A 12,884-nucleotide genomic window follows, 5' to 3' on the forward strand; every position below is an offset into this window, starting at 1 on the left:
TCCTCTTCCTAAGTAAAGGAGGCCTCCGGATCCCGGGGGCACTTCATCCTTCTGCCTCAATAGTAATCATGCTTACTATCTATTTGCCAACCCTGGATTGAAGAAAAAGCCCATTTCAGGGCCATTTAGTGCCCTGTGACGTCGGAATCGTTGCCCGTGCCGGGTCCCTCGTCAAGGATAGCTAATTCCGCTAGATCCTGCGGGTCCAGGGCGAAGTCGAAGATATCCAGGTTTTCCCTCATCCGCTCCGGATTGGCTGTTTTCGGAATCGTTACAATTCCGTGCTGAACGTGCCACCGAAGGACCATCTGGCCGGGCGTTTTGCCGTACTTTTCGCCGAGCTGGGAGAGGATGGGCGCGCCGAGCAGACCCGCCCCGGAGCCGCCCAGCGGGCTATAGGACTCCGTGACGATGCCGTGCTTGTCATGGAATTCCCGCTCGGCGGCGCGCGTTATTGCCGGGGACAGCTGGATCTGGTTGAGGGCCGGAACAGTATCCGTTTCAGCCATCAGCCGTTCCAGGTGGGAAGGCTTGAAGTTGGAGACCCCGATGGAGCGCACTTTACCCTCCGCCTGGAGACGTTCAAAGGTCCTCCAGGTGGAGATGTACTCGTCCCGCGCCGGCAGGGGCCAGTGGATCAACAGCAGGTCCACATAATCCAGCCCCAGCCGCTCCAGCGACCCCTCCAGTCCTTCCACTGCCCTGTCGTTGCCTTGGAACTGGCCGTCCAGCTTGGTGGTGATGAAGAGCTCATCACGGTCCACGCCGCTGGCCCGGATGCCGTTGCCCACACCCTGCTCGTTGCCATACTTCACAGCCGTGTCGATGTGCCGGTACCCGGCTTCGAGGGCTTGTACGACGGCGGTGGCCGCCTGGTCATCGTCCAGCGGCCAGGTGCCCAGACCCACCTGCGGAATGGAGTGGCCGTCATTGAGTGTGATCAGCGGTGCACGTGTCATTGGAACAGTCTCTCCCGGATTCGCCTGCCCTAGCCCTTGAACGCCCTAAGAATATTGTCGGCGTTGTACTGGAGGGACACGCGGGCGGTATCGGACACAGTATCCGGGCCCTTCTGCTGCGACAGGAAGTCCACAAAGCGCTGGATGGCCTTGGCGGCCTTCGCGGCGTCGCCGTCTTGAACCGCCGTCGCAGCCTGCTTGGTGCTGGCTGCCAGCTGGCTGGCCACGGGTCCTGACACGTCCCCGGACTCCACCAGGTCTTCGAGCGCGTGCTGCAGGGCTTTCACGCTGCCGGGCAGCCAGGCTGCGCGCAGGGGCACCCCGGCGAAGTCCATGTCGGAGGCAAGGTAGAAGTCCGTGTAGGACGGCTGGTTGTAGGTGGTGTTCTGCCGTGCAACCTCGGCACGGTACTGGGGATCGTGCATGAGGGTGTAGAGCTTGTGGTTGGTCACCTCGGTGCTGAGGTACATGCGCAGCGCCGAACTGTCGGCTGTCCGGACCAACATCTCTTCGCGCCAGTCGCCCACCACGTCCGCCACCAGGCTCGGTGTGCCCTTGGTGCCGTTGTTGGTGCGGGTGCCTTCAGCGGTCAGCAGCCGGCCCCGCTTCCAGTCGTCAATGGTGGGCGCCTGCTCGCCTGCGCCATTGATGACCTGCGTGGTCATGTCCGCGGCCCACTTGATGCTCATGTTCGTGCCGGGGACGTTTTTGGGATCGGTAGTGAGCTTGTCGCCGTCGGCCGACTGCATGCCGATGGCCCAGTTCTCGATGCCGGGGACGGAGGGGTCCACATCGCCGATCATGCCGCGTCCGGTGTCCTTGCCGGAGTAGGCGCCGAAGAGCACCTGGCCGGTGGCGGCGTCGCGCATCGCGTACCCATACGGGGCGTAGGTGCCGCCCTCATGCACCGTGAAGATCTCCTTGCCCGGACGGGTGGGGTCGATGTCCGTCACGTGCATGGCGTCGCCGTGGCCCAGGCGCGCTTCCCCGCCCGGAGCGGCGCTGCCGTCAGGCATCGTGTCGAAGGAGCTGTACAGCAGCGAACCGTCGTCGTCGATGGTGGCGGAGCCGTACACGATCTCCTGCTTGCCGTCGCCGTCCACGTCGGATGCGCTGAGCGAGTGGAATCCCTGCGTCGTGAGCGTGCCGAACTCCGGGTCGGTGCCGTCCCGGCCGTGGGGACCGTCGTTGAACGGGTTGGTCATGGGAGTCCAGCCGGAGTCAACGTTCCACACGGGTGCGAGGTCCGACCCGTCCCACGTGTAGGTGGCCAGCGTGCTCCGGGTGTAGTAGCCGCGGGCGAACACGGCCGCGGGCTTCTTGCCGTCAAGGTAGGCGACGCCGGCGAGGAACCGGTCCACCCTGTTGCCCGGCTCAATGCGTGCCATGGCATAGTCGCCCCACATGAGCCCGTCGTCGTGCCTGCCGGGCTCATAGGCAACGGTCTGCAGTTCCTTGCCCGTGGCACCCTCAAACACCGTCAGGTATTCGGGGCCGGACACGATGAAGCCCTCGAAGGCCCGCAGGTTGTTCCTGGCGCTGCGCGAAGGGGCATACACGTCCATGAAGTAGTCGGCCAGTGCCTCAGCGTCAGCCTGGGACAGGGGGTACTGGTACTTCGGCGCGGTACCAAACGCTTCCTCCAGTGTGGCGGGCCAGTTGCCGGCCTTCACCTCCGGATGTTCCGTCCATCCCTGGAACGTCCGCACCATGTGCCGGTAGTAGTCCGCGGCGCTCATGCGGTAGTCGTCCGAGTTGGCGTAGCCGGCTTCGATGTCCTGCTGCAGCAGCGAAATGAACCCCTCGGAAGCAACGCTGCCATCCGCGGTGAAGCTGGTGCTCTTGGTTCCCGGGGCGGTCTTCATCATCATCTCGGCGCGGCCGTCGCCGTCGAAATCGTTGACCAGCATCTGGGTGTAGTGGGCGCCCGAGCGGATGTTTACGCCCAGGTCGATGCGGTGCAGCAGCGTGCCGTCCGCCTTGTAGGTGTCCACGTAGGTGTTGCCGGTGTAGCCCACCTGGGAAACGTCTTTGGAGTTGTTCGGGTCCCACTTGACGATGAACTCGTACTGCCCGTCGCCGTCGACGTCCCCCACGGACGCGTCATTCGCGGCGTAGGTGTAGGCCTGCCCGGCTGGGGTGACACCGTCTGCCGGCTTCTTCAGCGGGATGTCCTTGAAGTTGCCACCCCACGGTGTTGCGGTTGCGCTGCTGTCCACCTCCACGCCTCCGACGACGGCCCGCACCTGGTACCCGGAGGCGGCGGTCCCGCCGGCGTCCTGGAAGTTGGTGCTGTCCGTGACCGTGGCGAGTTTCTCGCCGTCCCGGTAGACGTTGAAGTCCGTCCCGGTCAGGCCGGTGGCGGAGGAGCCGGCGGCTTCGTGGCCCAGGAGCCGCCAGCTCAGGAAGACGCCTTCGGAGGTCTTGGCGGCCACCAGGCCGCGGTCAAGGTGGTCCAGCTGGACGTCCGGCGTGAGGGACTTGGGGGAACGTTCGACGGCGGCTGCCGGGGCGGCGAGGCAGCCGACGGTAAGTGCAATGCCGACGGCGGCGACGGACAGAAGGCGCGCCGGAGTACTGTGCGGACTCATCAGTGAATCCTTTCAATTCGAGAATGGGAAAACGCTTCCCCGATAACCTAGTGGGGGAGCGGGGCATAAAACAAGCCTTGCCACCGATGAGCAATGAAGATATTTAGAACGTTGTAGAAGTAGCGCGGCGCTGGGGACGCCGGAAAGGTGCGGGGACGCTGCACGCTTCCGGCGTCCCCGCACCCTTCCGGCGAATTCGACCGCGGCGCCCTATCAGTTCCGGGGCGGTGGCTGGATGCTATGCCCCGCTGCGCATCCAGGCGATGAGCCGGTCGCTGAGGGCCATGTAGTCCTGGTCCACGGTCTGCAGCTGCGGGTTCGCGTCAAACCACTGCACGATTTGCCGGGCGCCGTCAGCGAACGGAATGGTGGCGCGGTAGCCGGGTACCAGGGACTTGATCTTGGCGTTGTCGAAGACCACGGAGTGTGAGCGGTCGCCCAGGAGGTTGGCTCCAAGCTCGGCGCTGTGGGCGGCGATGGTTTCCGACGACACGTGGACCAGTTCCGGCTCCGGAACGCCCGCGGCCCGCGCGAACAGCTGGTAGATCTGGTTCCACGGCAGGTACTCGTCCGACGTGATGGTGTAGCTTTCGCCCACCGCCTGCGGCCGGCCCAGCAGGCCGACGAAGGCTTTGGCAAAGTCCTGGCTGTGGGTCAGGGTCCACAGCGACGTCCCGTCGCCGTGGACCATGACCGGCAGTCCCGAGCGCATCCGGTGGATGTCCGTCCAGCCGCCCACCATGGCGATCTTGGTGCGGTCATAGGTGTGCGAAGGACGGACCACGGTCAGTGGGAAGTCCTGCTCGCGGTATGCCTTGTAGAACAGTTCCTCACAGGCAATCTTGTCCCGGGAGTACTGCCAGAACGGATTCTTCAGCGGAGTGGACTCGAGGATTGGCAGCCTGGTGGGCGGCTTCTGGTAGGCGGACGCAGAGCTGATGAACACGTACTGCCCGGTGCGGCCGGCGAACAGGTCCAGGCCGGCCTGCGCCTGGTCTGCCGTAAAGGTAATAAAGTCCGCCACGGCGTCGAACTCGCGCCCGGCGAGCGCCGCACGGACCGAGGATGCGTCGCGAACGTCGGCCGTGAGGATTTCCGCCCCATCCGGGACCGGCCTTGTGGACCGGCCCCGGTTGAGGATGGTGAGCCGGTGCCCCAGCGCGACGGCGCGTTCTGCCGCCGCCGCACTGATGACTCCGGTGCCGCCGATGAAAAGGATGTTTCTCGGCGCCACGGTGTCGGCGTCAGGGGTGAGTGGGTTCACCACGCGTAGTCTTCCGGCGCAGTGCGGTGCCCCGGGAAGATGTCATCCAGCCGCTTGAGGGCATCGGCGTCCAGGGTGACGTCGAGGGCACGCACGGCAGCGTCGAGCTGTTCCTGGGTCCGCGGTCCCACGATGGGTGCCGTGACGGCGGGCTGGTGCAGGAGCCAGGCAAGGGCAACGTCGCCGGGCTCGTGGCCGAGCTCATCCGCGAAATCCTCATACTGGCGGATCTGGTCCTCGTGCTTCTTGAGCGTCTCCGCCGCACGGCCCTCGGTGCGCCGGACGCCGTCGCGCTCCTTCTTCAGTACCCCGCCCAGGAGCCCGCCCTGCAAAGGCGACCAGGGGATGAGGCCCAGCCCGTACTGCTGCGCGGCCGGAATGACCTCCAACTCCACCTGGCGCATGAAGAGGTTGTAGATGGACTGTTCGCTCACCAGGCCGGTGTAGTTGCGGCGGCGGGCCGCTTCCTGCGCCTGGGCAATGTGCCAGCCGGCGAAGTTGCTGCTGCCGGAGTACAGGATCTTGCCCTGCTGGACGGCGACTTCGATGGCCTGCCAGATTTCGTCCCACGGGGTGTCACGGTCAATGTGGTGGAACTGGTAGACGTCAATGTAGTCGGTCTGCAGGCGTTTCAGGCTGGCATCCAGGGCCCGGCGGATGTTCAAAGCGGAGAGCTTGGATTCGTTGGGCCGGTCCGTCATGGTGCCGTACAGCTTGGTGGCCAGCACCGTGTGTTCCCGGCGCTCGCCGCCCTTCGCGAACCAGCGGCCAATGATCTCTTCCGTCCAGCCGCGGTGGCCGGCGCCGCCGTAGACGTTGGCGGTGTCGAAGAAGTTGATGCCCTGCTCATGTGCCGAATCCATGATGGAGTGGGCATCCGCTTCTTCCGTCTGCGGACCGAAGTTCATGGTGCCGAGGCAGAGGCGGGAGACTGAGAGGCCGGAGCGGCCCAGGTGGGTGTACTGCATGGGTTGTCCTTTCGGGGACGTGTTCAGGGAGTCGGCCTACAGCTGGGTGAAGGCGGCGACGGCGGGATCTGACCCGATCCGGGCGCCGGACTCCAGGGCGGTGATGGCAGACAGTTCGTCCTCCGTGAGCTTCAGGGAGGATGCGGCGAAGTTCTCCCGCATGCGTCCCGGATCCACGGACTTGGGGATCACGATGTTGCCTGTTGCCAGGTGCCAGGCGAGCACCACTTGTGCCGTGGTGGCGCTGTGGGCGTTGGCGATGGCGGTGACGGCGTTTCCGTTCAGGTCGCCGCCCTGGCCGAGCGGGCTGTAGGCCTCGACGCCGATGCCCAGGTCCCGGCACTTGGCCGCGAGGGCCGCCTGCTGGTAGCTGGGGTGGAGCTCGATCTGGTTGACTGCGGGAACGATCTCCGCAGACTCCAGCAGGTTGTCCAGGTGTTCGGCCAGGAAGTTGGAGACGCCGATGGCGCGGATCTGCTTGTTCTCGTACAGCCGCTCCATCTCTTTCCAGGCCTGGACGTAGAGCCCCTGGGAAGGGACCGGCCAGTGGATCAGGTAGAGGTCCACAAACTCCAGCCCCAGTGCTTTGCGGCTGTTCTGGAAGGCTTCCTGCGCGCGGCCCTGTTCGCCGTTCCGGAGCTTGGTGGTGACGAAGATGTCCTCGCGCGGAATCCCCGTGGCAGCAATCGCCGCGCCCACTCCGGCCTCGTTGCGGTACCCGGCTGCGGTATCGATGTGGCGGTAGCCGGCCTCGAAGGCGTCCTCCACAATCCGCTGGGTGTCTTCGGGCGGGACCTGGAAAACGCCGAGGCCAAGCTGGGGGATAGTGACGCCGTTGTTCAGTGTCAGCTCTGACATGGGGGCTCCTTGATGCGCTGGTGCGGTAGTTGGATGCCGTGGGCTCGACAGGAAGAAAGCGGTTTCCGCTGGCTCCCTCCTGAGCCTATGCACTTTCCGCCGGTAAGTCAGCAGGACTGCATGATTCTGTTTTTCCTAGGACTGCCAGTCCTACCTTCGTTGTAGAGCAGAACCACCGTGCCGGGCACAATGGTCTGCATGGGTCAAAGCGCCGAGTTCGGAAAATTCCTCAAAGCCATGCGGTCCCGCCTGAGCCCGGAGGACGCCGGTGCGGGGCCGGCTTCCGGTGCCCGCAGGGTTCCCGGCTTGCGCCGCGAGGAAGTCGCCCGCCTGGCCGGAGTCAGCACTGACTACTACGTCCGCCTTGAGCAAGGCCGGAACATCCACCCTTCACGCACCGTCCTTGACGCAGTCTCGCGCGCCCTCAGGCTGGACACCGGCGAGCATGCGCACATGCTGGACCTGCTGGAAAACTGCGCCGGGTCCGCCCGGTCCAGCGTCCCCGCCGTCCAGGGTGTCCGCCCCGGGCTTCGCCAACTCCTTGAGGCGGTGGGGGACGTGCCGGCCATGGTGCTGGGGCGGCGCAGTGATGTCCTTGCCGGAAACCGGATGGCCTTCCTGCTGTTCACGGACTTTCCCGCGCTGCCGGCCGCCGAACGGAACCTGACCCGCTGGCTCATTCTTGATCCCGGGGCCCGGGAGCTTTTCCGGGACTGGAAAACCGTTGCTGCAGAAGCGGCAGGCGCCTTGCGGGTGGACGTCGGCCGGCATCCCAACGACGCCCAGGCCAACCAACTGGTAGGCGAACTGGCGGTCCACAGCGAGCACTTCCGGCAGTGGTGGGCAGGGCACCGGGTGGCCACGCGGTCGGCGGGCAGCGTTCGGCTGCATCACCCCGCCGTCGGGGATTTGGAACTGAACTTTGAGAACCTGGTCCTCCCGGACGATCCCGACCAGACGCTCCGGGTGTATTCCGCCAAGGCGGGCTCGCCGTCGGCCGACGCCCTTGCGCTGCTGGGGAGCCTGGGTGCCGCTGGACCCGCCCCGGAGCCTGCGGTCCGCGACGCCGCTCCGGCCGTTGCCGAGAACCGGGAGTAAAGCAGCCGGGAACATTGTGCTTTTGGCCAGTTGGGGCGGGTGATTCTGGCCACGAGCCCATTGGGGAAGAACTGCGCGCTTCCTAGGCTGGAGCTACACGCTTTCTCCACCCAAGGATGGTCTCAACGATGAAACGCATCGCACTGCTCAAGGAACGCAAGGGCGCCACGGCCGGCGCTCCCTCCACTGCCACGGGCTCTCACTGCCCGGTGTCCGGTCTCTGGAGTCCGGACCATGACCCGCACACCGTGCTGTCCTTTTTTGAAGGCCACGTGTTCCCCGCGTTCGACGGCGTTCCAACAGTCTGGCGGCGGCGCTCAGCCGGTACCGTCTCGGCAAACTAGCTAAACCCAAACTGGCCCGCACCTGACGTCCCCGATTCGGGTTTTTTCGACGTAGGTGCGGGCCAGTTTGGGTTGGAGCCGTTATTCTTCGAGGCGGAAGCCGATCTTTATGGTGACCTGCCAGTCAGCGATCTTGCCCTCTTCCAGGTGGCCCCGGATTTCCTTCACCTCGAACCAGTCCAGGTTGCGGAGGGTCTGAGAGGCCTTCGCGATGCCATTGCGGACGGCTTCGTCCACACCCTGGTCCGACGTGCCGACAATTTCCGAAATGCTGTACGTGTGGTTGGACAACTTCGCTCCTAGTGATCGCCTTGGGGCTCCCGGTTGCGGGCCGTTCTTGAAGACTAGTAGGACTTCAAGAACGTTGGCCAGCCTTATCCGGATGTTTGGTTGTGGATGCGAGGCGTTCCTCAGGCGAGTAACGCCACAAGGCATGAGGGATCAGTTCAGCATGCCGGCGCCTGCTCCGCGCTCAACCCGTTTCTGTGCGGACGGCGCAGGTTCAATGGGCAGATGAGGGCCGGCTATGCCCGCTACTTGCGGAGCCAGTGATGCGCCCGGATTAGCTGAATTGTAGGCGTTTAGGACGCTGACCTGCCGTCCGTTGACCCAGGTGCCCTCTTCATCGATTCCGGTGCCCCCAAAGTCTCGGATGATCTGCGAAGGAGGAATGCCCGGCGCCAGTTCAAAGGTGTTGCTCCTCGCAATGATGCTGGACTCCACACCGACGCCCCATGAGTACTGGTAATGGTCTGGGTTGGTCACCCTATACACGTTGTTATAGACGTGTGCTTGCCCAAACCGGACCCGGGGCGCCCGCTGTTCAAGATCCACCAAATCGTTGTGGTGGAGTGTGACGCGGAGCCGGCCACGATCCGCCGTAGCACCGTCGCCGTTGCCCCACAGCAAGGATTTGTCATGCCCCAGCATCCTGCTCCACGAGATCGTCACCAGGTCTGACTGGCGGACCACATCCAGGAGGCCGTCATGCCGCAGGAAGGGCTCACCGAAATGTTCGGGCTGTTCGGCGTCGACTGTCCCGCCGTCATCCAGCGACAGGTGGTCCAGCCATACGTGGGTGGAGCCCGACACCACCACGTTGTCCCACTCCGTTTTCCAGGTGTCCCCGTTCCAACCAGGGAAGCAGTCGTAGGCGTCGGAGAGGCGGAGGTTGCGGACAATCACGTTGTCCACCCGATCAATGTTTAACGTAAACCCCGTGAGCTGGACGTCGCCCACGCCAACGATGGTGGTGTTGGCGCCGACGTTGATCCGGATTTGCTCCCGCTGGTTTGCGCTGGACGCCTTGCGCGCATCTTCGAGGGGGCCGGATGCCTGCCCCGCCCAGTGTGCAGGGTCGAATGCTGCCAGGTATGCGTCCAGGGAGTAGCCGTCCACCGCGTAGTCTTCGCAGGCGATCGGGGTCCCGTCCGGAGCGGTGTTTGCGTCAATGTGCTGTTTCACGTACACGATCTTGGGATCGTTTCCGGCCACTGCCGCGGCGAATTCATCCCTCGTTGCAACCTCGTGCACGTCTTCCGGCGCTGCAGTGGCACCGCCGGTTGTTCCGCCGTCAGCAGACGCCCATCCGTCACCTGCGGCAAGAACCTGCCTCCCCAAGTCAGTGGATACCGGGACCGCTTTACCATCATGCTGCGTTGGTGCGGGAACGGACGCCGTCAGGGCAAGACCAGTGGCCATCACGATAGCCAGGGGTGTGGAAATCATTCCTGGTTCTCCTTGGAGTGTTGTTTGCCGGCCATCTCAACCACGTTCCGCGGGGGTCCAGTCACCGAGGAAGGTTTCCCCGGTGAACTTCGCGGCCTCGTCCGGCGTGAGCTGGGGGTGGAACTCGTTGATATGGGCGCCGGGTCCGCTGTTGTTGTATTCGGCAAAGCGGCCTTCCGCCCACGAATGGCCGCTCATGTCCGCCCAGCCGCGGACAGCAATGTGGCTGCCCAGGACGGAGTCCCGGATCACGGCCATGGGATGCGCATCAGGATCGCTGCTGGCGAACCAGGGCCGGCCCAGGCTCACCGTTCCCGGAGCGGCATCCGAGGTGAGCTTGCTGTCCACGATCAGGATGCCGTACGGGTTGGAGTTCTTGGTGCTGGGGGCAACGACGTAGCCGTTGTTGGTTGCGCTGCCGCGGTCCAGGGAATGGATGGTGCAGCCGTCCAGGACAGCGGTGCCCCGGCCGTAGATGAAGTCCACGTCGCCTTCGATGTAGCAGTTCTTGAGGTAGGTACGGGCGGTGGCGTCGCGGCCGGTGGTGTCGGCCAGGTACGTGTCCTGGTTGCCCAGGAAACGGGTGCCGTCGAAGGTCACCTTATCTCCCACGGACCGGACAGCGAGCGCCTGGCTGCCGCCGTTCGCGGCTTCGTCGTAGGCGTTCTCCACGGTGAGGTTCCGCACGGTGGTTCCTTCAGCCAGGACGTTGAGGGTGGCGCTTCCGCCCGCTCCCCACGTTCCGCCGTAGAACTTTACGCCGTTGGCCGGCAGGTCGTAGCTGAGGACGACGTCGGCCGGGTTGGCTGTTGCGCCCTGGATGGTGAGGTTCGTGCGGTCCGCCCAGACGTTTACGGATTCGCGGTAGGTGCCGGGCTTGACGGTGATGGTTCGGGGCATGGTGCTGCCGCTGGGGATGGATCCGATTGCAGCCTGCAGGCTGCCGAAGTCGCCCGTGCCGTCGAGGGCCACGGTGATCCCGGTGGCGTTGTTGGGCACGCTGTTCTCCCTGGGGCCGGCCCCGGCGGCAACAATGTCCGGAACGCGGGCGGCGTCGTCTTTCTGGTAGGCGTAGTTCTGGGCGGGGTCAAACGCGGCGCCCACGTTATCCCTGCGGCCGCGGGTGCCGTTGAAAACGTTGTCCCGGCTAACCACCTCGGTGCCGGGGTCCTTGGCGACAATTGGGTCCTGCACGGCTGTGAAGGTGTTGCCCTCCAGCACCACCTTGGCGGCGTTGCGGCCCATCATTCCGTACTGCCCCACGTCCTGCAGGTAGTTGTTGTAGACGTGTGCGGCTGCGGTGTTGTCCAGGCTGAAGTTTCGCTGGGTGGTGTTGCGGATCCAGTTGTGGTGGATGGTCATCCTGGTCACGGCGTTGGAGGTCCAGCCCACGCCCAGGGCCTTGTTGTTGTCCGCAAAGACGTTCCAGGAGTAGGTAACGAGGTCTGAGTCCTTGCGGGTGTCTATCAGGCCGTCGCCCATGCGCTGGATCTTCATGTGGTCCACCCAGACGTGGTGCGTGGTATCCAGCTGGATGCCGTCGCGGTCGTTATCCGGGCGCTTTCCGTCCCAGTCGCCCGGGATGTAGGAGTCCCGGATGGTGAAGTTCCGGAAAATGACATTGGAGGTATTGATGAGTTTGAAGCCTGCGTTCACCACCTCGGCACCGGCTCCCGTGCCGATGAAGCTCTTGTTGGCGGCGACGGGGACTTTGACATAGTCCGTGGCTACCAGGCTGCCCCGGATGAAGATCACGAGCGGTTCCGTGGCTGCCGCATAGTCCGTAAGTTCCCCGATGGTGGACGCGGTGACGATCCGGCCCGCCTGGCCGCCGGTGGTTCCGGCCAGACCGTACCCCGGGAGGGATGCGAAGCCGTCAGGCGTTTGCTTCCACATTGCTTCCGGGGTGCTGTCCGCTGTCGTTGCCAAGGTGGCAGGCGCGGCAGCGGCCTGCCCGGTGGTCCCGGCGGGGGCGGCGGTTGCGGCCGGGACTGCCGCCAGGCTTCCCAGCATGACGACGGCGGTGGCCGCGCCAAGTAGACGTCGCAAACTCATGCAAAACTCCTTTGTTGCGTGCCCGGGCAGCCTCCAGCCCGGGCACGGGCATTCAGGGTTGGGTTGAGTTGGTGATGCGGGACGGAGCGTGGGGGCCCTGTTGAGGGCTGGGCTACTTCAGGCCTGTTGTGGCGATGCCGTTGATGAGGTATTTCTGGCCAGCGATGAAGAAGCCGATGATGGGTGCAATGGACACGACGGACATGGCGAACATGGGGCCCCACATGCTTTGGCCTTCTGAATCCATGAAGGCCCGCAGCGCCAAGGGAACGGTGTAGAGGTCCTGGTTCTGGATGTAGAGCAGGGGACCGAAGAACTCGTTCCAGGTGGAAATGAACGTGAAGATGGCGGTGGTGGCCATCGCCGGGACACAGAGGGGCATGATGACCCGCAGGAATGTGCGGAAGGGGCCGCAGCCGTCGATCTGGGCGGCATCGTCCAGCTCCTTGGGCAGCGCCTTCATGAACTGGACCATCAGGAAGATGAAGAACGCGTTGGTGGCCATGAAGTTGGGAACGATCAGCGGCAGGTAGGTGTCCAGCCAGCCCAGTTGCGAGAAGATGATGTATTGCGGCACCAGGAGCACATGGCCGGGGAGCATCAGAGTTCCCAGCATCAGGGCAAAGAACAGCTTCCGGCCCGTGAACTCCATCCGTGCGAAGGCATAGGCAGCCAGGGCACAGGAGAAGATGTTCCCCACGATGGAGAACACCACCACTATCAGGGAATTGATGAGGTACACGTGGAAGGGCTGGTTCAGAGCGGTCCAGCCCTGGGCATAGTTGCTGAAGTCCCAGTTTTCGGGCCACAGCCCCAGCTGCCGGAAAATGTCGTTGCTGGGCTTGAACGAGCTGGACACCAGCCAGAGCAGCGGATACAGCATCACCAGGCCCACCAGGCAGAGGATCAGGTGCCGTGAGAAGCGGGTGCCCGGCGTGCCTGTCAGGGCGTCCTCAGCGGGCGGAGCTTCCTTCTTTTGCTTGTTCTTCAGGGGTAGATCGAGGAGAGCCATAGCGGTG

General features: G+C 64.4%; 11 protein-coding genes. 2 read left to right on the forward strand and 9 right to left on the reverse strand.

Going from position 1 to position 12,884, the window contains the following annotated elements; genetic code table 11:
* Nucleotides 1–125: 125 nt before the first annotated feature.
* From IEX33_RS07640 to IEX33_RS07660, 5 genes are all read right to left on the reverse strand, one after another.
* Nucleotides 126–959, reverse strand: a complete 834-nt coding sequence (locus IEX33_RS07640; RefSeq protein ID WP_188729035.1) for an aldo/keto reductase — start codon at nucleotides 957–959, stop codon at nucleotides 126–128.
* A 29-nt stretch (nucleotides 960–988) separates the two neighbouring features.
* Nucleotides 989–3,550: a rhamnogalacturonan lyase gene (locus IEX33_RS07645; RefSeq protein ID WP_188729037.1), complete on the reverse strand. Its 2,562-nt coding sequence runs from the start codon at nucleotides 3,548–3,550 to the stop codon at nucleotides 989–991.
* 238 nt (nucleotides 3,551–3,788) lie between these two features.
* Complete coding sequence (locus tag IEX33_RS07650) at nucleotides 3,789–4,817, reverse strand: NAD-dependent epimerase/dehydratase family protein (RefSeq protein WP_188729038.1); 1,029 nt, start codon at nucleotides 4,815–4,817, stop codon at nucleotides 3,789–3,791.
* The gene (locus tag IEX33_RS07655) at nucleotides 4,811–5,782 is read right to left on the reverse strand and encodes an aldo/keto reductase (protein ID WP_188729040.1); all 972 of its coding nucleotides are present in this window, start codon (nucleotides 5,780–5,782) and stop codon (nucleotides 4,811–4,813) included. Before IEX33_RS07655 ends, IEX33_RS07650 begins: the two co-directional genes overlap by 7 nt.
* A 36-nt stretch (nucleotides 5,783–5,818) precedes the next feature.
* Nucleotides 5,819–6,640, reverse strand: coding sequence for an aldo/keto reductase (locus IEX33_RS07660; protein ID WP_104185598.1), 822 nt, complete (start codon nucleotides 6,638–6,640; stop codon nucleotides 5,819–5,821).
* Between the two features lie 198 nt (nucleotides 6,641–6,838).
* On the opposite strand from IEX33_RS07660, the gene IEX33_RS07665 reads away from it, so the two are divergent.
* A complete protein-coding gene (locus tag IEX33_RS07665; protein WP_188729041.1) occupies nucleotides 6,839–7,738 on the forward strand; it encodes a helix-turn-helix domain-containing protein in 900 nt (299 codons plus the stop codon).
* 128 nt (nucleotides 7,739–7,866) lie between these two features.
* The gene (locus IEX33_RS07670) at nucleotides 7,867–8,082 is read left to right on the forward strand and encodes a hypothetical protein (RefSeq protein ID WP_104185596.1); all 216 of its coding nucleotides are present in this window, start codon (nucleotides 7,867–7,869) and stop codon (nucleotides 8,080–8,082) included.
* 81 nt (nucleotides 8,083–8,163) lie between these two features.
* Here IEX33_RS07670 and IEX33_RS07675 read toward each other — a convergent pair whose 3' ends face one another.
* The 4 genes from IEX33_RS07675 to IEX33_RS07690 form a co-directional block, all read right to left on the reverse strand.
* Complete coding sequence (locus IEX33_RS07675; RefSeq protein WP_104185595.1) at nucleotides 8,164–8,373, reverse strand: dodecin; 210 nt, start codon at nucleotides 8,371–8,373, stop codon at nucleotides 8,164–8,166.
* Nucleotides 8,374–8,523: 150 nt separating this feature from the next.
* Nucleotides 8,524–9,810, reverse strand: a complete 1,287-nt coding sequence (locus IEX33_RS07680; protein WP_188729043.1) for a pectate lyase family protein — start codon at nucleotides 9,808–9,810, stop codon at nucleotides 8,524–8,526.
* Between the two features lie 36 nt (nucleotides 9,811–9,846).
* The gene (locus IEX33_RS07685; RefSeq protein ID WP_188729045.1) at nucleotides 9,847–11,865 is read right to left on the reverse strand and encodes a pectinesterase family protein; all 2,019 of its coding nucleotides are present in this window, start codon (nucleotides 11,863–11,865) and stop codon (nucleotides 9,847–9,849) included.
* Nucleotides 11,866–11,977: 112 nt separating this feature from the next.
* A complete protein-coding gene (locus IEX33_RS07690; RefSeq protein WP_188729047.1) occupies nucleotides 11,978–12,877 on the reverse strand; it encodes a carbohydrate ABC transporter permease in 900 nt (299 codons plus the stop codon).
* Nucleotides 12,878–12,884 lie beyond the last annotated feature (7 nt).

Origin of the sequence: Pseudarthrobacter scleromae (assembly GCF_014644515.1) — a bacterium.
In the GTDB taxonomy this organism is placed as follows: domain Bacteria; phylum Actinomycetota; class Actinomycetes; order Actinomycetales; family Micrococcaceae; genus Arthrobacter; species Arthrobacter scleromae.